The following is a 21,603-nucleotide window of genomic DNA, read 5'->3' as shown; positions in this document are numbered from 1 at the left end:
ATCCGGCGGCTTTTATGATGAATGTCCTTTTCGCGTCGAGCTAATAATTATAAAGTTAAATATAGGCTTAATCAAGGGGTTTTTCATAATTATGCGAGGGAATTGTATACATAAAAAACAAATAACATGAATCATTGATTTTATCTTTTCAATCTGGACAAAAAGTGCTATCTTAAACTTAAATTAGTAGAAATGTTATACATCAGAGGTCTGACGTTGTAAGAAAGTGGGTGGTTACATGACAATAAAGTCGGATAGCCGGCATTTATACCTTCAAGTAATTGATCGTTTGAAAAGAGATATTGAAGCAGGGGTTTATAAGGAGAGAGAAAAGCTTCCTTCCGAGTTCGAACTAGCCAAGCAGCTAGGGGTGAGTCGTGCTACCCTAAGAGAGGCCCTGCGTATTCTTGAAGAGGAAAATGTCATTATCCGCAGGCATGGAGTCGGAACATTTGTAAACGCAAAACCGCTGTTTACCTCAGGCATTGAGCAGCTGAAGAGTGTAACGGACATGATCATTCAAGCAAATATGGAGCCGGGAACGATCTTTTTAAATTCGGGTATACAAAACCCGACTGAAGAAGATATGCGGCGGTTTGACTGCGGACCGGACGAAGAAATATTTGTAATCGAACGGGTGCGCACAGCTAACGGGGAACCGGTTGTCTATTGTTTGGATAAGATTCCGGTTAACTATTATCCGGAGAGTTATAACTATGGCGATGAATCACTTTTTTCACTGCTTGATCGGACAAGCAGTCGGAAGATCTCCCACGCGGTCGCCCAAATTGAACCGTTTGGCTATCATGAGAAAGTGTCACCCATTCTTCAATGCGATCCTGAAACTGCTCTGCTCATCTTAAAACAATTGCATTTTGATGAAACAGATCAGCCGATTCTTTACTCCGTGAACTACTTCAAAGCGGATAAATTCAGTTTCCACGTCTTGAGAAAGCGGTTCTAGCTTTTATGGAAACATTTCTACTAACTTTAAATTTTAGGAGGTTATCTTGATGACAAAACGCAAGTTTGGTCTTGCCATGTCCCTTGTTCTTGCAGCCGGTACGATCCTTGGTGCATGCGGTGGCGGCAATGATGATGGAGAGAAAAGCCAAAAGGGCAACAACAAGAAAGATGATCAGTTTACGGTAGCTATGGTTACCGATGTAGGTGGAGTGGATGATAAATCCTTTAACCAGTCTGCCTGGGAAGGATTACAGGAGTTTGGCAAGGATAACAACCTGGAAAAAGGAACAAGCGGCTATGACTATATCCAATCAAAGTCAGATGCTGACTACAAAACGAACTTAAATACAGCAGTTCGTAATAAATTTGATCTGGTTTATGGAATTGGTTATAAACTTAAGCCAGCTATTGAAGAAGTAGCAAAACAGCGTAAAGACAGCCACTTTGCTATCGTTGACGATGTGATCGAAGGCCAAGATAACGTAGCAAGCATTACATTTAAAGAGCATGAAGGTTCTTTCCTTGTCGGTGTAGCAGCTGGATTGACTACTAAATCCAATAAAATTGGCTTCATCGGTGGAACTGACAGTGACTTAATTAACAAATTTGCAGCTGGCTTCCAGGCTGGTGTGAAAGCGGTTAATCCTAAAGCAACTGTGAAAATTGAGTATGCTGGTGCGTTTGATAAAGCAGACAAAGGACAGCAAATGGCTTCTGCTATGTATGGATCAGGCATCGATATTATTTACCATGCAGCTGGTGCGACAGGTAATGGAGTATTTACAGAAGCGAAAAACGAAAAGCAGAAAAACCCTGATAAAGATGTTTGGGTAATCGGTGTTGACCGTGACCAAGCTGAAGAAGGAAAAGTGACAGTCAATGGAAAAGAAGAAAATATCACATTAACTTCTATGGTTAAGCGTGTAGATATCGCTGTAAAAGATCTAGCTACAAAAGCAAAAGAAGGAAAGTTCCCAGGTGGGGAATTACTTGAATACGGTCTTGAAGACAACGCTGTAAGCATTGCTCCAACTCAAGATAATTTAAGTGAGGACGTAAAGAAAGCCGTTCAAGAATGGACAGAAAAAGTTAAAAACGGTGAAGTGAAGGTTCCTTTAAAGCCTGAAGGAAAATAATCTAGCCACTCTGCAATAACGTAGTACTCCCGGGGTAAATCAGAGAATTAAGAAGATTTGCCCCGGCTTAAAAATGGTAACAAGAATGCAGCACGTCTGTATGTTTGTTAGGATTTTTAAGCTGGCGCTTTTGCTTGTCTGCAAAATGCCGGGAAGCTCTGTGTTCTGCAAAAATCCTAGTGATAGAAGGTCAGACATCCTACTTGCAATCATTAATTCGTTTATCTACACGATAGCCTGTGCGGCAAGAAAAGACCTTAGATGAGGAGTGAGTCAGGTGGAATATGTTATTGAAATGCTCGGCATTCGCAAAGAGTTCAATGGATTTGTTGCCAATGATGATATAACGCTTCAATTGCGCAAGGGAGAAATTCATGCGTTGCTTGGGGAGAATGGTGCAGGCAAGTCCACGTTGATGAATGTTTTATTTGGGTTATATCAGCCTGAAAAAGGTGAAATCAAAGTTCATGGCGAAACAGTTCACATTTCCAATCCCAACGTGGCAAATGAACTGGGTATCGGCATGGTCCATCAGCACTTTATGCTCGTTGATACATTTACAGTCACCGAAAATATTATTCTCGGAAAAGAGCCTAAGTCAGGTGGGAAAATTGACATCAAGCAAGCGGAGCAAAAAGTTAGAGAAATTTCTGAACAATATGGACTGGCTGTAGATCCAACAGCGAAAGTGTCAGACATTTCCGTTGGAATGCAGCAACGTGTCGAAATTTTAAAAACTCTTTACAGGGGTGCAGAAATACTAATTTTTGATGAACCGACGGCTGTATTAACTCCGCAGGAAATTAAAGAGCTCATCCAAATCATGAAAACCCTTATTAAAGAGGGCAAGTCTATTATTCTGATTACACATAAATTGAAAGAAATCATGGAAGTGTGTGATCGTGTAACGGTTATCCGTAAAGGAAAAGGGATCGGTACAGTGAATGTATCGGAAACGGACCCTAACCATCTAGCCAGCTTAATGGTCGGAAGGGAAGTTACATTCAAAACGGATAAACAGGAAGCGCAACCGAAGGACAGTGTGTTGGAAATCAAAAGTTTATTCGTCAAGGATACAAGAGGCATTCCGGCAGTAAGAGGATTAAATTTAACTGTCCATGCTGGAGAGATTGTCGGTATTTGCGGGGTAGACGGCAATGGACAGAGCGAGCTGATCGAGGCCATTACCGGGCTTCAAAAAGCCGAAAGCGGTTCAATTCTTGTCAGCGGTCGGGAAATTACGAATCTCAAGCCGCGGAAAATAACAGAGCAAGGGGTAGCGCATATTCCTCAAGATCGCCATAAACATGGACTTGTACTTGATTTTCCGATAGGGGAGAACATGGTTTTACAAACGTATTATCAGCAACCTTATTCTAAAGCAGGCGTTTTAAATTATAAAGAGATCTATAAAAAGGCCGGCCGATTGATCAAGGAATATGATGTGCGGACGCCATCGGAATATACACCGGCTCGCGCATTGTCAGGCGGAAACCAGCAAAAAGCGATTATTGGCCGGGAAGTAGACCGTGATCCCGATCTTCTTATTGCCGCTCAACCAACCCGTGGACTGGATGTTGGTGCGATTGAATTTATTCATAAGCGACTCATCGAGCAACGGGACAAAGGAAAAGCGGTATTGCTAATCTCCTTTGAATTAGATGAAATCCTTAACATTAGCGACAGGATCGCTGTTATTTATGAAGGAGAGATTGTGGCTATTGTTAATCCAAAAGAAACAACCGAGCAAGAGCTTGGATTGTTGATGGCTGGCTCCAAACGAAAGGAAGCAGGTGAGATGAATGTCTAAACGGTTTTCTAATATGGCAGTCCCTGTTGTATCTGTATTGTTAGGATTAATTACAGGAGCCATTATTATGTTAATCAGCGGCTACAATCCGATCAGCGGTTATGTTGCACTTTGGAATGGCGCATTTGGGGATACCTTCTATCTCGGTGAAACGCTTCGGCAAATGACTCCGTATATATTTGCCGGTCTAGCTGTGGCATTTGCATTTCGGACAGGCCTGTTCAATATTGGTGTGGAAGGCCAGCTGTTAGTTGGCTGGTTGGCTTCAGTTTGGGTTGGGGTAGCTTTCGATTTGCCGAAAGCCATTCACTTACCGCTCTCTCTTTTGGCAGCGGCAGCGGCCGGTGCACTTTGGGGACTGATTCCAGGGTTGTTAAAAGCTCGTCTCCATGTCCATGAAGTTATTGTGACAATTATGATGAATTATATTGCTTTGCACGTGACAAATCATTTAATAAGAAATGTTATTAGTGATCAGTCTGATGCAACGGAAGCAGTGAAAGAAACAGCTAGTTTAAAATCTCCGTTCTTCGAATCGATCACAGATTTTTCTTCCCTTCATAACGGAATTTATCTTGGAATTATTGCCGCTATTATTATGTGGTTTGTTCTTGAAAAAACAACGCTCGGATACGAGCTTCGTTCAGTTGGTTTTAGTCAGCATGCTTCCCAGTATGCCGGTATGAATGTCAGTCGCAATATTGTTCTTTCAATGGTCATTTCAGGTGCGTTTGCTGGTCTTGGAGGAGCGATGGAAGGGCTAGGGACGTTTGGAAATGCCTTCTTGCACTCTGGATTTTCCGGCATAGGCTTCGATGGAATCGCTGTAGCACTTCTTGGTGGAAATGCAGCTATTGGTGTTGTGCTCGCTTCTTTACTATTCGGTGCTTTAAAAGTTGGAGCATTAAATATGCCAATTGAATCAGGTGTGCCGAACGAGCTTGTTGAAATCGTTATTGCTTTAATTATTTTCTTTGTTGCTTCCAGCTATATGATAAAATGGCTTCTCAGCCGATTCAAAAAGGAGGAGAAATAAGTGGATACATTAACGATTTTATCCATTATTATTTCATCGTCTCTTTTCGCAGCCGCCCCGCTTATTTTCACTGCATTAGGCGGTGTTTTCTCCGAGCGTTCCGGTGTCGTTAACATCGGTCTTGAAGGGCTGATGATTATTGGGGCGTTTACAGCTATTGTATTTAATCTAACATTCGCTTCAACCTTTGGAGCGGCTACCCCGTGGGTGGCTCTGATTGCAGCGATGATCGTCGGCGGATTGCTATCGCTTCTTCATGCGCTAGCTTCGATCACTTTCCGTGCCGATCAAGTTGTCAGTGGAGTGGCAATTAACTTTCTAGCTCTCGGTGTATCATTGTTTTTAGTGAAAATGCTTTACGATAAAGGTCAGACAGATATTATTAAATTCAACTTTAAAAAAGTGGATATCCCAGTTTTAAGTGATATTCCGGTGATTGGTCGGTTAATCTTTTCAAATATCTCTTACCCGGCTATTGTAGCGATTGCCCTGGCTTTCGTTTCTTGGTATGTGCTATTTAAAACTCCATTTGGTTTGCGTTTGCGAGCGGTAGGAGAGCATCCGATGGCAGCAGATACAATGGGTGTAAATGTAACGAAAATGCGCTACATTGCTGTTTTCATTTCTGGTTTGCTCGGTGGTTTGGGCGGAGGCGTGTATGCCCAGTCTATTTCACTCGACTTTAGCCATGCGACAATTACAGGCCAAGGCTTCATGGCTCTGGCAGCAATGATTTTTGGAAAATGGCATCCGCTCGGAGCGATGGGGGCAGCGATCTTCTTTGGGTTCGCTCAAAGCTTAAGTATCGTCGGATCAAGTATTCCATTTTTAGAGGATATTCCGGCAGTCTACTTATTAATCGCCCCTTACGTGCTGACAATTCTAGCCCTTGCTGGATTTATTGGTCGGGCCGATGCACCAAAAGCGTCCGGAACCCCATACATCAAAGGCAGCAGGTAACAAACAAGAAAAGCGAAAGGCGCTTGATTAGCGCGATAAGGGGTTGGAGGAATTTCTGTGGGAGACGTTCTGTGGCTCCTGCAGAAAGGCCGAAACCGCCCTACGCGCTAGCGCCTGCAGCCGGACAAAGAAAAGCGAAAGGCGCTTGATTGGCGCGCTAGCGGATTGGAGCTCCCGACAAGAAGTCGATTTTCAGACTTCGATAGAGAGAGCGAAATCAGCGTACGCGCTAGCGCCTGCAGCTGAACAAAAGAAAAGCGAAAGTACCACAATGTATCAATAAGCAAATCCCCTCTCTATCAAGAAGTGTTTCTTGATAGAGAGGGGATTTTTCTTTAAACACAGGAAGGAAGAATACTGACGTTTATTTTACAGATGTAAAATAGGAAGGCTTGTGAACTATAAGGTAAAAGAGTCGGATAGATATTTCTTGTCAGCCGCACAATCGTTTGTGTAAAAACTGAATCTACATTAGCCAGATTTTGAAGAATTTTACTCGGATGGTACGTTTCAATTTTCAATTAGGCGCCTCTCATGTATAGTGAAATTAAGTTTTTCATAAATATGGGCATGAATTATAGGATAAACGGATAAAAATATAGACATAGCTGCTGGAAAAGGAGGGTATTTTAGTGACATTAGTCAATGAAAATATTATAAAAAAAGAAGGGTACACATTACACATCGTAAAGACTGATAAATATAAGACAAATACGATTGTCTTTAGGATGAAAGCTCCGCTTGAAAAAGAAACTGTAACGAAGAGGGCTTTGCTTCCTTATGTTCTTCAAAGCAATTCGGAAAAGTACCCAACATCCACACATCTGCGTTCATATCTTGACGATTTATATGGTGCTGGTTTTTATGTAGATGTAGCAAAAAAAGGAGACTTTCATGTGATGAGCTTTTCATTGGAAGTAGCGAATGAGAAGTTTCTAAAAGCAGGAGAGCCGCTGCTCGAAAAAGCGTTGCAATTTATGCATGAAATCTTGCAGAGACCGAAAGTGAGCAATGGAGCGTTAGATAAAGATACGGTACAAGATGAAAAGCGTAATCTAAAACAAAGAATTCAGTCCATCTATGATGATAAAATGCGTTTTGCAAGCGCTCGTCTCCTCGAAGAGATGTACAAAGGAGATCCTTATGCTCTTCAGGCAAACGGCCTGTATGAAGCAGTAGATGAAATAAATGAAACCGATTTATATAAGTATTATGAACAAGCATTTTCGGAAGATGAAATGGATATGTATATCGTTGGAGATGTGGAAGCTGATCAAGTGGAAAAAATAGCTGGCCGCTTATTTCAGTTCAACAACAGAAATCCCCGATCTCCCCAATCAGCGAAACAAGCAGCCTCACCTTCTGAGCCCAAAGAAGTTGTAGAAAAGCAGGAAATCAATCAAGGAAAACTTCATATTGGCTATCGCACTCATATTACTTTTGGTGACGATGACTACTTTGCTTTGCAGATGTTTAACGGGATTTTTGGTGGATTTTCTCACTCCAAATTGTTTATGAATGTGAGGGAAAAAGAAAGCCTAGCCTACTACGCAGCGAGCCGCTTGGAAAGCCATAAAGGCTTCTTGATGGTTCTTTCAGGAATTGACAGCAAAAATTACAGCAAAGCTGTAAAGATCATTGCTGAGCAGCTTCAAGCGATGAAAAAGGGAGAAGTTTCTGAAAGAGAGCTGGAGCAAACAAAAGCCGTCATCCGCAACCAGATACTTGAGACGCTTGATACAGCGAGAGGTACTATTGAAATGCTCTATCATAATGTTATAGGCAAAACGGCAGTCACGATTGATAATTGGCTGGAGGCAGCAGAGCGAATGACAATAGAGGAAGTTGTAGCGGTTGCCAATAAAGTGGAAATAGATACGGTGTACTTTCTGTCGGGAACGGAGGAAGAATAATGGAGAAAATTCTGTTTGATCAGCTGCAGGAAGAATTGTATTTTGAGAAAATGGATAATGGATTAGATGTGTATGTACTTCCGAAAAAAGGCTTTAATAAAACATACGCTACCTTTACGACAAAGTATGGGTCCATTGACAATCAGTTTATCCCACAGGGAGGGAGCGAGTATGTCCGGGTACCAGATGGGATTGCTCACTTTTTGGAGCATAAAATGTTTGAGAAAGCAGATGGCGACGTGTTTCAATATTTTAGCCGTCAAGGCGCCTCAGCGAATGCTTTTACTTCTTTTACGAGAACAGCCTACCTGTTTTCCAGCACAGACAAAGTAATGGACAATCTAGAGACACTTATAAACTTTGTCCAAGATCCGTATTTCACTGAACAGACAGTGGAAAAGGAAAAGGGCATTATTGGTCAGGAAATACGTATGTATGATGATAATCCAGACTGGCAGGCTTATTTTGGCCTTATTGAGAATATGTACCACAACCATCCAGTAAAGATTGATATTGCTGGTACGGTAGAATCCATCGCAGAAATTACAAAAGATCACTTATACGAGTGTTATCGCACGTTTTATCACCCGAGCAACATGCTTTTGTTTATAGTTGGCTCGGTTGATCCCGAGAAAACCATTGGGTTCGTTCGCGAAAATCAAGCAAAAAAAGAGTATCAAAAGCAAGAGGAAATCAAACGTTTGATAGAGCAGGAGCCAGAAGAGGTTAACGAGAAAAAACGAGTTCTTAAAATGAATGTTCAATTACCGAAGTGTCAAGTTGGTATCAAAGCAATCGATACTGAATTGCAGGGAAAAGAATTACAAAAGCGGGAACTGACGATGAATATATTGCTTGATATACTTTTTGGAAAAAGTTCCCCGCTCTATTATCAGCTTTATCGAGAAGGGCTAATTGATGAAACATTTTATTACGACTTTACCCAGGAGAAGGGCTTTGGTTTTGCGATGGTCGGTGGAGATACAACCAAGCCGGAGGAGCTGGGAGAACGCATTCGTACTATTTTGCTTGAAGCGAAAGAAGGAAAGCATCTAACAGAAGAGGCCGTACAGCGGTCTATTCGAAAAAAGATCGGTTCTTTTTTACGATCGGTTAATTCACCAGAATATATTGCCAATCAATTTATTCGTTATGCCTTCAATGAAATGGATTTATTTGAAGTAGTGCCACTCTTGGAAGCAATTACGCTGGAAGATGTAAAGAACACTGCCGAACGAATGGTGGCAGAAAACCGCCTGACCGCTTTTTATATCTTGCCTAAACAGGCATAAATAGGTAGCAGGGCAGCTGGATTCTCTTTTTTCATGACATCATGGGGAAAGGGAGTCCAGCTGCTTCCTTGTGTAGAGAGAATGGGGGAGTAAACAGTGAAGAAGTATGCGCTTGTTACAGGAGCGAGCGGAGGAATAGGAGAAGAAATTTCCAGGAAGCTAGCAAAAGAAGGATGGAACTTGTATTTGCAATACTATAAAGGAAAAGAAAAAATAAAGTCGTTACAAAAAGAGCTGGAAAACATGGGAGCAGAGGTGATCCCGATCCAGGCAGATTTAACTTCTGCTGCAGGTGCTCACTTTCTGTCGAGCCAGTTATTTGCCCTGGAGGCTGCCGTATTTGCAGGAGGAACGGCTCACTACAGCTTATTTCAAGAGATTGAAGAAGAGGAAATGGATAAGCTTTGGCAGCTTCACGTCAAAAGTCCTATGATCATTGTGCAAAAGTTAATTCCAAAGCTTCGCAAAGCAATTTCACCCTCAGTTGTTTTAGTTTCTTCGGTGTGGGGACAGACAGGGGCCGCTTGTGAGGTAGCTTATTCGACGGTAAAAGGCGCCCAAATTGCATTTGTGAAGGCATTAGCAAAAGAGTTAGCTCCTTCCAATATTCGTGTGAACGCGATTGCTCCGGGAGCGGTTAATACACCTATGATGGAAAAATTTACAATGGAAGAAAAAGCAGAAATAGCAGCTGATATTCCAATGGGGCGTCTTGGTGCTGCAGCCGAAGTAGCTGAAGCGGTTTACTTCGTCTGTTCACCTGCAGCTTCTTACATAACAGGTCAAGTGCTTGCTGTAAATGGCGGCTGGTACACATGATTCATATGCATAATTTTTCTCTCGGGGAACAAACTAATGTTGCAACTCAATAAAGGAGGGACAACGACATGTCAGTACTCGAAAATTGGCACGAATGGAAAAACTTCTTGGGAGACAAATTAAATCAAGCCACAAACTCAGGAATGAACAATGATGTAATCAATAATATGGCTTATCAAGTTGGTGATTATCTTGCCAACAAAGTCGACCCGAAAAACGAGCAGGAAAGAGTATTATCTGATTTGTGGTCCGTTGCTTCAGAAGAAGAACAAAGAGCAATTGCAAGCATGATGGTAAAATTAGTTCAAAATAATGGTAGTCGCTAAGAGAGGGAGCTTTTCCCTCTCTTTTTTCTTTCATTACAGAGATAAATCATATATGATAGTACCTAGACATTATCATTAATGGGCTTTTTGATGAAGCCGCTAGGAGCGTTATCTATGTCCAAAAAAGAATGGTATTTAGAATATAAAATTGTTAAAAACCGTCCAGGGCTGTTAGGAGATGTTGCTTCGCTACTCGGTATGCTTTCCATTAATATTGTAACAATTAATGGCGTGGATGAGGCGAGCCGCGGCCTTTTAATGTTGGCAGAAAGCGAAGACCAAATCAGAAGGCTTGAATCCATTTTAATGACGATGGACACGATTCAAATTATTAAATTAAGGGAACCTAAACTAAGAGACCGAATGGCTGTCCGGCATGGCCGCTATATCCAAAGAGATGCGGACGACAAAAAAACATTCCGTTTCGTTCGGGATGAACTTGGACTTCTCGTTGATTTTATGGCAGAATTGTATAAAATGGAAGGGCACAAATTAATTGGCATTCGTGGCATGCCAAGAGTTGGAAAAACAGAATCCATTGTAGCGGCAAGTGTTTGTGCCAATAAGAGATGGTTATTCGTTTCGTCGACAATGATTAAGCAAACTGTTCGTGATCAGTTAATTCGGGACGAATACAATCCAAATCACCTTTTTATTATGGATGGGGTTGTATCGATAAAGAGAGCCAATGAAAGACATTGGCAGCTCGTTCGGGAAATTATGAGACTGCCTGCCGTTAAAGTAGTGGAACATCCAGATATTTTTGTACAAAATAGCGAGTACAGTTTAGAGGACTTTGATTATATTATTGAACTTCGCAATCATCCTGATGAAGAAATTACATACGAGCCGGTGGAGAAGAACAACTTATTCCAGGATATGGACTTTGGTGGTTTTAACTTTTAATTATGGAAGGTGTTATGGGTGACAGAATTAGGAAACCGCTTAAGAGAAGCACGGGAGGCGAAAGGGCTATCCTTAGCAGATGTGCAGGAAATGACAAAGATTCAGAAAAGATATTTAAAGGGCATAGAAGAGGGGAATTATGAGCTGATGCCCGGCAAATTTTATGTACGGGCGTTTATCAAGCAATATGCTGAAGCGGTTGGGCTTGACCATGAGCAATTGTTTGAAGAATATAAAAATGAAATTCCCTCTTCCTATGAAGATGAAATTCCTCAAAGAGCGACAAAAGTAGAGAAAGTACGGACGACGGCGCCAGCTGAACCGTCCAAGCTTCTTGAATATTTACCGAGGATTTTAGTGACGGCTTTTGTTGTCGGAGCACTTTTTCTAGTTTGGTTTCTTATCCCTAAGAGTGATTCTAATGACAAAGCGGTGAAGGAAGAAACCGTTGTTGAACAGCCGAAAGACCAGACGGATGATAAGAAAGAAGCCAAGGAGCCAAAAAAAGAAACGAACAAAGAGCCTAAAAAAGAAGAGAAAGTCGAAGAGCCTGCTAAGCCTGCACAAACCTTAACTGCAGCAGGGGCGAGCGGCAGAAAAGCCACATACGTTCTTCAAAATGCAGAGAAATTCGAGGTAACTATTCTATCTAAAGGGGAGACATGGATAGGAGTAACTGATGGAAGCGGAAAAAGCTATTATAATAATATGTTGGCAAAAGGACAGTCGCAAACATTTAATTTAACAGGACAGACAGAAGCGAAAATTGTCGTTGGCTTTGCACCGGATACGGAAATTAAAGTAAACGGCGAAACGCTGGCGTATCAGCTTCCGGCTGCCAAACAGGTAAGACAAGACATTATTATTCAGGCGAAACCTGCCGGACAATAATTTGGCAGTTTTTTGGATAGCTTCTTTGTAAGTTGTCTGTCGATAGAATAGTTGGAGGGTCGACTGTGAATTTACCGAATAAAATTACTGTTTCAAGGATTTTAATGATCCCGCTCTTTTTGGTGATCATGTTAGTTGAGTTTAATTGGGGGGACCTTACAGTATTTGGTACCACCATGCCGGCTGCCCACTTTTGGGGAGCCATGCTATTTATTTTAGCCTCAACGACTGACTGGGTTGATGGCTATTATGCGAGAAAATTAAACCAGGTCACAAACTTGGGGAAATTTTTAGATCCGCTCGCTGATAAGTTACTTGTATCAGCAGCCTTAATCGTGCTTGTTGATTTTAATTTAGCTGCTTCCTGGATTGTCATTCTTATTATCAGCAGGGAGTTTGCGGTAACGGGCTTACGGTTAATCTTAGCTGGAGAAGGCGAAGTGGTTGCGGCTAATATGCTTGGGAAAATTAAGACGTGGGCGCAGATTATTGCCATTGCGGCTTTATTGCTTCATAATGCGCCATTTGAAGGATTAGGAATTCCATTTGCAGATATCGCCCTTTGGATAGCGGCATTCTTTACCGTTTGGTCCGGCTGGGATTACTTCTATCTTAACCGTGGCGTGTTTAAACATTCAAAGTAAAAGAAAAGGTTGCTCCAAAGTAAGCCCCGTTGTGTTTATAGTATTTAAAATTTACCACGATACTATATAAAATAAGGCTGCTTATGGAGCAGCCTTATTTTTAATAAAGGCCCTGTTCCATTACTTGCTTGTTGATTTATACTGCAGGCGGACGCTTTCCGCTGGCGGTCTGTGCGCCATCTTACCAGGACTCACTTTCTCCGCTAAAGACACTTTCTTCTGCTACAATCAACTATCGAAAAAACAATATTCATCTTTAACAGGGCCTGAATAAGAGAAGGGATGACAAAAATGAATGCAGAAATTATTGCAGTTGGTTCCGAGTTGCTGTTAGGGCAAATTACAAATACAAACGCCCAGTTTCTCTCTCAGCAATTAGCGGAAATTGGGGTGAATGTGTACTATCATACGGTTGTTGGGGACAATAGTAGCCGTGTGCTCGATGCAATAAAGGAAGCGGAAAAAAGAGCGGACTTGCTAATCTTTACAGGTGGGCTTGGTCCTACGAAGGATGATTTAACAAAGGAAGCAATTGCCGCTCATATTGGTCGTCCGCTTGTTTATAACGAAGAGGCCTTAAAAAGTATTGAAAACTACTTTGTAAAAACGAAGCGCCCGATGACACCAAACAATAAAAAACAGGCCCTGGTCATGGAGGGCTGTCTCGTTTTAGCGAATGATCATGGCATGGCGCCAGGGATGATGGTAAAAGGAAAGAATCATTTCTATATGCTTTTGCCTGGGCCACCCCGGGAAATGCAGCCGATGTTTGTCCGCTATGGAAAGCCGGCGCTATTAGATGTGCTTGAAAAAGTTGAAAAAATAGAGTCACGCGTATTAAGGTTTTTTGGTATTGGAGAATCTGCTTTAGAAACAGAAGTAGAGGATTTGTTACTCGCACAACAAAATCCGACGATTGCCCCGCTTGCTGGTGATGGAGAGGTAACACTGCGAATCACTGCTAAACACGAATCGGAAGAAACCGCCTTACAGATGATACAAGAAGCAGAGGAGGAAATTCTTCGCCGGGTCGGGGAATACTTTTATGGCTATAATGATACGTCCATTGCCCGTGAGCTAGCGGAGCGCTTAAAGGAAACATCTCATACGTTAGCAGCAGCTGAAAGCTTAACAGGGGGATTGTTTCAAAGTGAAATGACAGCTATTCCCGGAGCGAGCATTTTCTTTAATGGCGGGATTGTTTGCTACTCCAATGAAGCAAAGGAAAAACTCGTGCAAGTGAAGCCAGAAACGCTTGAAAGTTATGGTGCCATTAGTGAACAGTGTGCTATTGAATTAGCGGAAAATGTCCGCAGTCTTTTGAATGCTGACTTCGGTATTAGCTTTACCGGAGTGGCGGGACCGGATAAATCGGAAGGACACTCGCCTGGTACTGTATGGATTGGTCTTGCTTCAAAGCACAGGGAAACAAAAGTATTTAAACTCCAATTAGTAGGCAGCCGCGAAGGAATTAGAAAGCGCTCAGTTAAGTATGGGTGTCATTATTTGTTGGCTGAGCTTGCTGGAGATAAGTGAAAACATTCGGAATATTATTGACTATTCTGATCGCTATGCTATATAATAAAAACCAAGAGATTATGAGTTACGCAATTAAATAGAAGTACTCTTATTGAGAGCGGTGGAGGGATTAGGCCCGATGAAGCCCGGCAACCTTCAGACAAATTGTCTGAAACGGTGCTAATTCCTGCAGGCGTATGTGCCTGAGAGATAAGAGGAGGATCCTATAATAAAGCCCTCTTCTTACAACAGAAGAGGGCTTTTTAGTTATTCTTCAGGTTACTAGCGCTTTATTTAATAATTGGGAGGGATTAATGATGACAAACGAACAGTGGAACAAAGAAACAATTTTACTTCATGGAGGACAAGTGCCGGATCCGGTTACTGGCGCCCGTGCCGTTCCGATTTATGAAACGACTTCTTATGTATTTGAAGATACAGATCATGCTAACGCCCTATTTGCTTTGCAAAAGCCAGGAAATATTTATACGCGTATTACCAACCCGACAGTAGATGTGTTTGAAAAGCGTGTGGCTGCATTGGAAAAGGGAGCAGCAGCAGTGGCGCTCTCATCAGGAATGGCTGCCATTTCCTTTTCAATTCTTAATCTGGCTCACGCGGGCGATGAAATTATAGCGGCAGCTAATTTATACGGAGGCACCTATAACCTTTTTGCCAATACGCTTCCTAAATACGGGATTAATGTAAAGTTTGTTGATTCTACTGATCCGGAAAATTTCCGCAAAGCGATCACTCCAAAAACAAAAGCTCTGTTTGGAGAAATTATCGGAAATCCTTCCTTGAATGTGCTTGATGTGGAAAAGGTGGCAGATATTGCTCATGAAAATGGTATTCCGCTCATTGTAGATAATACGTTTGCTTCTCCTTACGGAGCTAATCCGCTTGTTCGAGGGGCCGACATTGTCGTTCATTCCGCTACGAAATGGATCAGCGGCCATGGAACAGTCATCGGTGGTATAGTAGTAGATGGAGGAACATTCAATTGGAACAGTGAAAAGTTTCCTGGCTTTACGGAGCCGGATGAATCTTATAATGGTTTAAGATTTGCGGACCTGGAAGGCCCAGCCTTTGCTATCAAATTACGCGTACAGTTGTTACGGGATTTTGGCCCTTCCTTGAGTGCCCATAGCGCTTTCTTGTTGCTTCAAGGGCTGGAAACGTTGCATTTACGTATTCAGCGCCATCATGAAAACACGCTTGCTATCGTCGATTATTTGAAAAATCATCCGGCAGTAGATTGGGTATCTCATCCAAGCTTGGAGGATCATCCATCTCATGAATTAGCGAAGAAATACTTGGCTAATACGTTTGGTTCTATTGTTGTATTTGGCATTAAAGGCGGCCGCGAAGCAGGTAAAAAAGTGATTGATAACATTAAACTGTGGTCACATGTTGCCAATGTGGGGGATGGCAAGTCACTCATTATTCACCCGGCTTCTACCACACATCAGCAATTAAGCAGTGAAGACTTAGCAAAATCGGGTACGAAAGAAGAAATGATCCGTTTATCCATCGGACTGGAGTCAACTGAGGACCTGATTGCTGACTTGAATCAGGCGATTGAAAAAGCGACTGGCGTAGCTGTAGAAGCTTAACGCTTTTCCTTATTAAATAAAGAATATGACAGGCTTAAAATTATCCTCTCCTGCTTTTTTATGATAAAATAAAAAAGCAGGAGTTACTTTTTTTTCTTCTTTTTTTCCGCTATTTCTTCTACTACTTTTCTAGTTTCTTATCCATTCTTCTTCTCAGGAGGAAAAATAAAAAAACCGAATAAATGTTCGCTTTTTACTTGAAATTGTCTCAATAAAAAGGTATAGTTAGTATAGATTATGAAACAACATGTCACTGTGCATTTACTTAATAGATTGTTAATTTTAAGGAGGAATTTTAGTGAACGATCGTCAAGCAGCATTGGATATGGCCTTAAAGCAAATTGAAAAACAATTTGGTAAAGGGTCTATCATGAAATTAGGAGAACAAACAGACCGGAAAATTTCCACTAGTCCAAGCGGCTCGCTTGCTCTTGACGCAGCCCTTGGTGTAGGCGGTTATCCACGCGGTCGGGTCGTTGAGATCTATGGGCCGGAAAGCTCTGGTAAAACTACCGTGGCTCTTCACGCTATTGCTGAAGTACAAGCTGCCGGCGGTCAAGCTGCTTTCATTGATGCAGAGCATGCGCTTGATCCTGTATACGCTCAGAAATTAGGAGTCAACATTGATGAGTTGTTGCTTTCTCAGCCGGATACAGGCGAGCAAGCACTTGAAATTGCCGAAGCTCTCGTACGAAGCGGTGCTATCGATATCCTGATTGTTGACTCGGTTGCAGCCCTTGTTCCAAAGGCTGAAATTGAAGGAGAAATGGGCGACTCCCATGTCGGCCTGCAGGCACGTTTAATGTCACAGGCGCTTCGCAAGCTGTCTGGTGCTATTAATAAATCTAAAACAATTGCAATCTTCATTAACCAAATTCGTGAGAAAGTCGGGATTATGTTCGGTAACCCGGAAACAACGCCTGGAGGCCGTGCGCTCAAGTTTTATAGCTCCGTCCGCCTGGAAGTTCGCCGTGCTGAAGCACTGAAACAAGGAAATGAAATTGTAGGAAACAAAACAAAGATTAAAGTAGTGAAAAATAAAGTGGCTCCTCCGTTCCGTGTAGCAGAAGTCGATATCATGTATGGAGAAGGAATCTCTAGAGAAGGTGAAATCATCGATATGGGATCAGAGGTAGATATTGTTCAAAAGAGCGGTGCTTGGTATTCATATAATGAGGAACGCCTTGGTCAAGGGCGTGAGAATGCAAAGCAGTTCTTAAAGGAAAATCCGGCTGTTCGTCAGGAGATTATGATGAAGATCCGCCAGCATTATGGTCTTGATGCTGACTTTGTAGAAGTAGAGGAAGCAGAAGAGACAGAAGAATTCAGTTTGCTTGACGAATAATAAACAGGAGCGGTGTCAGGAGACATCGCTCCTCTTGTTTTTTATTAGTCTCGAAGAAGACTGTTACCGTGATGAAACTCTTGACAAGAAATTTTCACAACTATAAAATTGAGATGTATATTTTACATTTTTTTCTCTTAAAAATGGAAATGAGAAGCTGTATATTGAAATGATAACACAATGTATCAGCCGACATGTTAAAAGCATGGCAAAAGTTCATAGCAAGAGGAGGTGAAAGGATGGAACCCATTACAATCATCTTCATTTTGCTTGGCCTAATCGTCGGTGTAGTTGTTGGCTATTTTGTTCGAAAGTCCATTGCAGAATCAAAGATTGCAGGAGCTAAAAGTGCTGCAGAGCAAATTATTGACGACGCAAAGCGTGAGGCAGAATCGCTAAAGAAAGAAGCCCTGCTTGAAGCAAAGGATGAAATTCACAAGCTTCGTACAGACACGGAGTTAGAACTTCGTGAACGAAGAAACGAATTGCAAAAACAAGAGAATCGTTTGTTACAGAAGGAAGAGAACCTCGACCGAAAAGATGAATCGCTGGATAAACGCGAATTACAGCTCGAGAAAAAAGAGGAGATTCTTGCTGAGAGACAACAACATATTGAAGAGATGGACAGCAAAGTGGAAGAGATGATCAAAAAGCAGCAGGCGGAACTAGAACGAATCGCCAGTCTTACTCGGGACGAAGCCCGCTCGATTATCTTGGATCGAACGGAGCAAGAGCTTGCGCACGATATTGCTGTAATGACAAAAGAGCAAGAAAACCGAGCGAAAGAAGAAGCAGACAAGAAAGCGAAGTCAATCCTTTCTCTTGCCATTCAGCGCTGTGCGGCCGATCATGTGGCAGAAACAACTGTATCAGTTGTTACTTTGCCAAATGATGAAATGAAAGGTCGTATCATTGGACGGGAAGGACGAAACATCCGTACACTGGAAACGCTGACAGGTATTGATTTGATTATTGATGATACACCGGAAGCAGTAATTCTCTCTGGATTTGATCCAATTCGTCGGGAAACTGCCAAGATTGCTCTTGAAAAACTCGTACAGGATGGACGTATCCATCCAGCGCGTATCGAAGAAATGGTAGATAAAGCGCGCAGAGAAGTAGATGAGCATATCCGGGAGGTCGGTGAGCAGACAACTTTCGAAGTAGGTGTTCATGGATTACATCCGGATTTGATTAAAATTCTTGGTCGATTGAAATATCGTACAAGCTACGGCCAGAATGTGCTGAAGCATTCCATGGAAGTTGCTTTCCTTACTGGCTTGTTGGCAGCAGAGCTTGGGGAAGATGAAACACTTGCCCGCCGTGCCGGCTTGCTTCATGACATCGGTAAAGCTGTCGATCATGAAGTGGAAGGAAGCCATGTAGAAATTGGTGTGGAACTCGCGACAAAATATAAAGAGCATCCAGTTGTTATTAATAGTATTGCTTCTCACCACGGAGACACTGAGCCAACTTCTATTATTGCTGTACTCGTGGCTGCAGCCGATGCACTGTCCGCTGCCAGACCGGGTGCCCGCAGTGAAACGCTGGAAAACTATATTCGCCGCCTGGAGAAACTCGAGGAAATTGCCGAATCTTATGAGGGCGTAGAGAAATCTTTTGCTATCCAAGCTGGACGCGAAGTGCGGATTATCGTTAAGCCTGAACAGGTGGATGATTTGCAAGCGCACCGACTGGCACGTGATATTCGGAAACGAATTGAGGGAGAGCTTGATTATCCAGGTCATATTAAAGTAACAGTCATAAGAGAAACGCGTGCTGTGGAATATGCGAAATAAAGCGGTGTGAGTGATCACACCGCTTTCCCTATGGGGAAATAAAGGTAAGGAAAGGAATTTATATGAGGATATTATTTGTAGGCGATGTTGTCGGGTCTCCAGGGCGCGACATGATTAATCAGTATTTACCAAGACTTAAAAATAAGTATCGGCCAGAGCTGACAATCGTTAATGGAGAAAATGCTGCTTCAGGACGGGGGATTACCGAAAAAATTTACCGCCAGTTTTTAGTAGACGGGGCTGACGTGGTTACGCTTGGCAACCATGCTTGGGATAATAGGGATGTTTTCGAATTTATTGATGAGGCCAATGCACTCGTTCGGCCGGCTAATTTTCCAGAAGGCACTCCAGGAACTGGATTGTTATTCATTAAGCGTGCCGGTGTAGAAGCGGCAGTGATTAATCTTCAAGGGCGTACATTTATGCCCGCTCTTGATTGTCCCTTTGAAAAAGCCAAAGCACTCGTCGCCAAAGCACGTGAACGGACGCCGATTGTTTTTGTTGATTTTCATGCGGAAGCGACAAGTGAAAAACAGGCAATTGGCTGGTTTTTAGATGGAAATGTGTCTGCTGTGATAGGAACACATACTCATGTGCAAACAGCGGATAATCGCATTTTGCCAAAAGGCACAGCGTACTTATCAGATGTTGGAATGACAGGACCATATGATGCGATTCTTGGTATGGAGAAGGAAGCAGTTTTAAAGAAATTTGTCACAGGGCTGCCGGTGCGGTTTGAAGTGCCGAAAAGTGGAAGAACACAATTAAGCGCTTGTTTGATTGAAGTTGATAAAAAAACAGGAAAAGCCAAAGCTATTGACCGTATTCTCATTAATGAGGATACACCATTTATTGCTGAGTAGCCTGGTGTCCCCTTTTGTTTAACGAGTGACCCGAGCAAGATAAGCCTGCTAAAGCGCGCTCTGCTTTTTCTCTAGCTGAAAAGGCTACTATGTGAAGTTCCTAGGGTTTCTTAGTTGAAGTCTGTAATACAGGAGCCTGTCCTCGAATATAGTAGAAATGGAAGGATAGCGAGCAACTATGTTCACTTAAATGAGCATTCGGTATCGTTTAACAAAAGGAGGACAAGAAATGGAGATATTAAAAGTTTCGGCAAAATCTAATCCTAATTCTGTAGCTGGTGCACTTGCCGGTGTTCTTCGGGAAAGAGGGGCGGCTGAAATTCAGGCAATTGGGGCTGGTGCGCTTAATCAAGCGGTCAAGGCAGTAGCGATTGCACGAGGATTTGTTGCTCCAAGCGGGGTAGATTTAATTTGCATCCCAGCTTTTACAGACATTATGATTGAAGGAGAAGAACGAACTGCAATCAAATTGATTGTCGAACCTCGATAACATCATAAATATGGATAAAAACCGGCCTTTTGATAGTACAGGAGAAGAAGGATTAGTCTTCTGCTCTGCTTTCTTAAGGCGGGTTTTTCTTTTTTTACGCTTTGTTGTTTCGCCTTTATGAATCAGAAACATTTCTGAAAGGATGAGAAAAATGGTGTTTGATGCACACTGTGACGTCTTATATCAATTACAAAAAGATCCAAGGAAAAATTTTGATGATCCTTCCTTGCATGTGACACACAAAAGACTTAAACGAGCGAAAGCCAAGGTTCAATGTTTTGCGATCTTTCTTCCAACTTCAGTGAGGCCAAACGATCGGTTCCGCTCGGCATTAGAGCAAATTGATTTATTTTACAAGAAGGTGATTGATCCCTATCCAGATATGAAAGTGATTACAACTAGGCGGGAATTGGAAGAGCTGAAAAACGGAGAAATTGGCGCCGTACTTACGCTCGAAGGCGGTGAGGCAATTGAAGAAGACCCATTAAAGCTATCGACCCTATACCGGCTCGGTGTAAGGTCCGTCGGTTTAACGTGGAATCACACTAATGCTTTGGCAGACGGTGCTATGACTAAAAGGGGAGCGGGTATAACTGAATTTGGAAGTCGCGTTGTCCGTATGCTGAATGAATGGAAGGCTTGGACAGATGTATCTCATTTGTCGGAGAAGGCCTTTTGGGATGTAATGGAACAGGCTGATCATCCAATTGCTAGTCATTCAAATTGCTACACCCTTTGTCCGCATCCGCGCAATTTGAAAGATGATCAAATTCAAGCATTAATTGAAAAGGATAGCGTGGTCGGCCTCTCCTTTGTACCGTTTTTTATTAAGGAACATGGAAAGGTATATGCTCAAGACTTGCTGAAGCACGTAGAGCATATTTGTGAACTGGGGGGTGAAAACCATCTTGGTTTCGGCTCGGATTTTGATGGCATTGACGAAATGATTCAAGGTTGGGATTCATATGAGGCCTACGAGCAATGGACAGAGATTCTTCAAAAGTACTATTCCGCCAGCCAAGTAGAAAAGTTTCTTTGGACGAATTTTTCAAGTCGATTTCCGGGATGAGGGTCACGTTTAGCTATAGTGATTCAACTGTAAAAGTGATAAACTAAAAAAGTAATAGTTTTGAAGATCCGAATGTACTGAAGGAGTTGTATATTTTATGATAAATCAGCTTTCCTGGAAAGTCGGAGGACAACAGGGGGAAGGGATTGAAAGTACCGGGGAAATCTTTTCTACCGCTTTGAACCGTCTCGGGTACTTTCTCTA

General features: G+C 42.3%; 20 protein-coding genes and 1 riboswitch. Of the genes, 19 read left to right on the top strand and 1 reads right to left on the bottom strand.

What is annotated here, in order from left to right; all coding sequences use genetic code 11:
• Positions 1 to 238: 238 nt before the first annotated feature.
• The 5 genes from ACH0BF_RS07810 (at position 239) to ACH0BF_RS07790 (ending at position 5,908) form a co-directional block, all read left to right on the top strand.
• A complete protein-coding gene (locus ACH0BF_RS07810; RefSeq protein ID WP_120037342.1) occupies positions 239 to 964 on the top strand; it encodes a GntR family transcriptional regulator in 726 nt (241 codons plus the stop codon).
• 49 nt (positions 965 to 1,013) lie between these two features.
• A complete protein-coding gene (locus ACH0BF_RS07805) occupies positions 1,014 to 2,102 on the top strand; it encodes a BMP family lipoprotein (RefSeq protein ID WP_120037344.1) in 1,089 nt (362 codons plus the stop codon).
• A gap of 277 nt (positions 2,103 to 2,379) precedes the next feature.
• Positions 2,380 to 3,912, top strand: coding sequence for an ABC transporter ATP-binding protein (locus tag ACH0BF_RS07800; protein ID WP_120037346.1), 1,533 nt, complete (start codon positions 2,380 to 2,382; stop codon positions 3,910 to 3,912).
• Positions 3,905 to 4,948 (top strand): ABC transporter permease, encoded by a 1,044-nt coding sequence (locus tag ACH0BF_RS07795; protein ID WP_120037348.1) that lies wholly within the window; start codon positions 3,905 to 3,907, stop codon positions 4,946 to 4,948. The genes ACH0BF_RS07800 and ACH0BF_RS07795 overlap by 8 nt, the downstream gene beginning before the upstream one ends.
• The gene (locus ACH0BF_RS07790; RefSeq protein WP_120037349.1) at positions 4,949 to 5,908 is read left to right on the top strand and encodes an ABC transporter permease; all 960 of its coding nucleotides are present in this window, start codon (positions 4,949 to 4,951) and stop codon (positions 5,906 to 5,908) included.
• 107 nt (positions 5,909 to 6,015) lie between these two features.
• On the opposite strand, the gene ACH0BF_RS07785 is transcribed toward ACH0BF_RS07790, so the two are convergent.
• The gene (locus tag ACH0BF_RS07785) at positions 6,016 to 6,195 is read right to left on the bottom strand and encodes a hypothetical protein (RefSeq protein ID WP_406909235.1); all 180 of its coding nucleotides are present in this window, start codon (positions 6,193 to 6,195) and stop codon (positions 6,016 to 6,018) included.
• A 345-nt stretch (positions 6,196 to 6,540) separates the two neighbouring features.
• On the opposite strand from ACH0BF_RS07785, the gene yfmF reads away from it, so the two are divergent.
• The 14 genes from yfmF to ACH0BF_RS07715 all read left to right on the top strand — a co-directional run bounded on the left by yfmF (position 6,541) and on the right by ACH0BF_RS07715 (position 21,399).
• A complete protein-coding gene (gene yfmF, locus ACH0BF_RS07780) occupies positions 6,541 to 7,821 on the top strand; it encodes an EF-P 5-aminopentanol modification-associated protein YfmF (protein WP_406909234.1) in 1,281 nt (426 codons plus the stop codon).
• Entirely contained in the window at positions 7,821 to 9,113 is a 1,293-nt protein-coding gene (yfmH, locus tag ACH0BF_RS07775) for an EF-P 5-aminopentanol modification-associated protein YfmH (RefSeq protein ID WP_120037354.1), read from the top strand. The genes yfmF and yfmH overlap by 1 nt, the downstream gene beginning before the upstream one ends.
• Before the next feature lie 96 nt (positions 9,114 to 9,209).
• Positions 9,210 to 9,932, top strand: coding sequence for an elongation factor P 5-aminopentanone reductase (ymfI, locus tag ACH0BF_RS07770; RefSeq protein WP_120037356.1), 723 nt, complete (start codon positions 9,210 to 9,212; stop codon positions 9,930 to 9,932).
• A gap of 68 nt (positions 9,933 to 10,000) precedes the next feature.
• Positions 10,001 to 10,258, top strand: coding sequence for a DUF3243 domain-containing protein (locus ACH0BF_RS07765; protein WP_120037359.1), 258 nt, complete (start codon positions 10,001 to 10,003; stop codon positions 10,256 to 10,258).
• Between the two features lie 114 nt (positions 10,259 to 10,372).
• Entirely contained in the window at positions 10,373 to 11,164 is a 792-nt protein-coding gene (locus tag ACH0BF_RS07760; protein ID WP_120037362.1) for a YmfK family protein, read from the top strand.
• A gap of 18 nt (positions 11,165 to 11,182) precedes the next feature.
• Positions 11,183 to 12,055: a helix-turn-helix domain-containing protein gene (locus ACH0BF_RS07755; protein ID WP_340854629.1), complete on the top strand. Its 873-nt coding sequence runs from the start codon at positions 11,183 to 11,185 to the stop codon at positions 12,053 to 12,055.
• Between the two features lie 65 nt (positions 12,056 to 12,120).
• A complete protein-coding gene (gene pgsA, locus ACH0BF_RS07750; RefSeq protein ID WP_340854628.1) occupies positions 12,121 to 12,699 on the top strand; it encodes a CDP-diacylglycerol--glycerol-3-phosphate 3-phosphatidyltransferase in 579 nt (192 codons plus the stop codon).
• A gap of 291 nt (positions 12,700 to 12,990) precedes the next feature.
• Complete coding sequence (locus tag ACH0BF_RS07745; RefSeq protein ID WP_120037368.1) at positions 12,991 to 14,235, top strand: competence/damage-inducible protein A; 1,245 nt, start codon at positions 12,991 to 12,993, stop codon at positions 14,233 to 14,235.
• A gap of 88 nt (positions 14,236 to 14,323) precedes the next feature.
• Positions 14,324 to 14,434, top strand: a riboswitch (SAM riboswitch).
• A gap of 100 nt (positions 14,435 to 14,534) precedes the next feature.
• Complete coding sequence (locus tag ACH0BF_RS07740) at positions 14,535 to 15,833, top strand: O-acetylhomoserine aminocarboxypropyltransferase/cysteine synthase family protein (RefSeq protein ID WP_340856437.1); 1,299 nt, start codon at positions 14,535 to 14,537, stop codon at positions 15,831 to 15,833.
• A 298-nt stretch (positions 15,834 to 16,131) separates the two neighbouring features.
• Positions 16,132 to 17,178, top strand: a complete 1,047-nt coding sequence (gene recA / locus ACH0BF_RS07735) for a recombinase RecA (protein WP_340854627.1) — start codon at positions 16,132 to 16,134, stop codon at positions 17,176 to 17,178.
• 239 nt (positions 17,179 to 17,417) lie between these two features.
• Positions 17,418 to 18,977: a ribonuclease Y gene (gene rny / locus ACH0BF_RS07730; protein WP_120037374.1), complete on the top strand. Its 1,560-nt coding sequence runs from the start codon at positions 17,418 to 17,420 to the stop codon at positions 18,975 to 18,977.
• A 62-nt stretch (positions 18,978 to 19,039) separates the two neighbouring features.
• Positions 19,040 to 19,840 (top strand): TIGR00282 family metallophosphoesterase, encoded by an 801-nt coding sequence (locus ACH0BF_RS07725; protein WP_340854626.1) that lies wholly within the window; start codon positions 19,040 to 19,042, stop codon positions 19,838 to 19,840.
• A 229-nt stretch (positions 19,841 to 20,069) separates the two neighbouring features.
• Positions 20,070 to 20,330: a stage V sporulation protein SpoVS gene (spoVS, locus tag ACH0BF_RS07720; protein WP_041100119.1), complete on the top strand. Its 261-nt coding sequence runs from the start codon at positions 20,070 to 20,072 to the stop codon at positions 20,328 to 20,330.
• Positions 20,331 to 20,481: 151 nt separating this feature from the next.
• The gene (locus tag ACH0BF_RS07715; RefSeq protein WP_340854623.1) at positions 20,482 to 21,399 is read left to right on the top strand and encodes a dipeptidase; all 918 of its coding nucleotides are present in this window, start codon (positions 20,482 to 20,484) and stop codon (positions 21,397 to 21,399) included.
• The last annotated feature ends 204 nt before the right edge of the window (positions 21,400 to 21,603 follow it).

The sequence above is a fragment of the Pseudobacillus sp. 179-B 2D1 NHS genome, from assembly GCF_045370945.1.
In the GTDB taxonomy this organism is placed as follows: Bacteria; Bacillota; Bacilli; order Bacillales; family Domibacillaceae; genus Pseudobacillus.
This window is presented reverse-complemented; position numbering and strand designations above follow the sequence as displayed.

What these genes read in the sequence shown, in the direction of transcription:
- ACH0BF_RS07810 (WP_120037342.1), top strand. Translation starts at nt 239, where the DNA reads ATGACAATAAAGTCGGATAGCCGGCATTTATACCTTCAAGTAATTGAT.
- ACH0BF_RS07805 (WP_120037344.1), top strand. Translation starts at nt 1,014, where the DNA reads ATGACAAAACGCAAGTTTGGTCTTGCCATGTCCCTTGTTCTTGCAGCC.
- ACH0BF_RS07795 (WP_120037348.1), top strand. Translation starts at nt 3,905, where the DNA reads ATGTCTAAACGGTTTTCTAATATGGCAGTCCCTGTTGTATCTGTATTG.
- yfmH (WP_120037354.1), top strand. Translation starts at nt 7,821, where the DNA reads ATGGAGAAAATTCTGTTTGATCAGCTGCAGGAAGAATTGTATTTTGAG.
- ACH0BF_RS07765 (WP_120037359.1), top strand. Translation starts at nt 10,001, where the DNA reads ATGTCAGTACTCGAAAATTGGCACGAATGGAAAAACTTCTTGGGAGAC.
- ACH0BF_RS07760 (WP_120037362.1), top strand. Translation starts at nt 10,373, where the DNA reads ATGTCCAAAAAAGAATGGTATTTAGAATATAAAATTGTTAAAAACCGT.
- ACH0BF_RS07745 (WP_120037368.1), top strand. Translation starts at nt 12,991, where the DNA reads ATGAATGCAGAAATTATTGCAGTTGGTTCCGAGTTGCTGTTAGGGCAA.
- ACH0BF_RS07740 (WP_340856437.1), top strand. Translation starts at nt 14,535, where the DNA reads ATGACAAACGAACAGTGGAACAAAGAAACAATTTTACTTCATGGAGGA.
- rny (WP_120037374.1), top strand. Translation starts at nt 17,418, where the DNA reads ATGGAACCCATTACAATCATCTTCATTTTGCTTGGCCTAATCGTCGGT.
- ACH0BF_RS07725 (WP_340854626.1), top strand. Translation starts at nt 19,040, where the DNA reads ATGAGGATATTATTTGTAGGCGATGTTGTCGGGTCTCCAGGGCGCGAC.
- spoVS (WP_041100119.1), top strand. Translation starts at nt 20,070, where the DNA reads ATGGAGATATTAAAAGTTTCGGCAAAATCTAATCCTAATTCTGTAGCT.
- ACH0BF_RS07715 (WP_340854623.1), top strand. Translation starts at nt 20,482, where the DNA reads ATGGTGTTTGATGCACACTGTGACGTCTTATATCAATTACAAAAAGAT.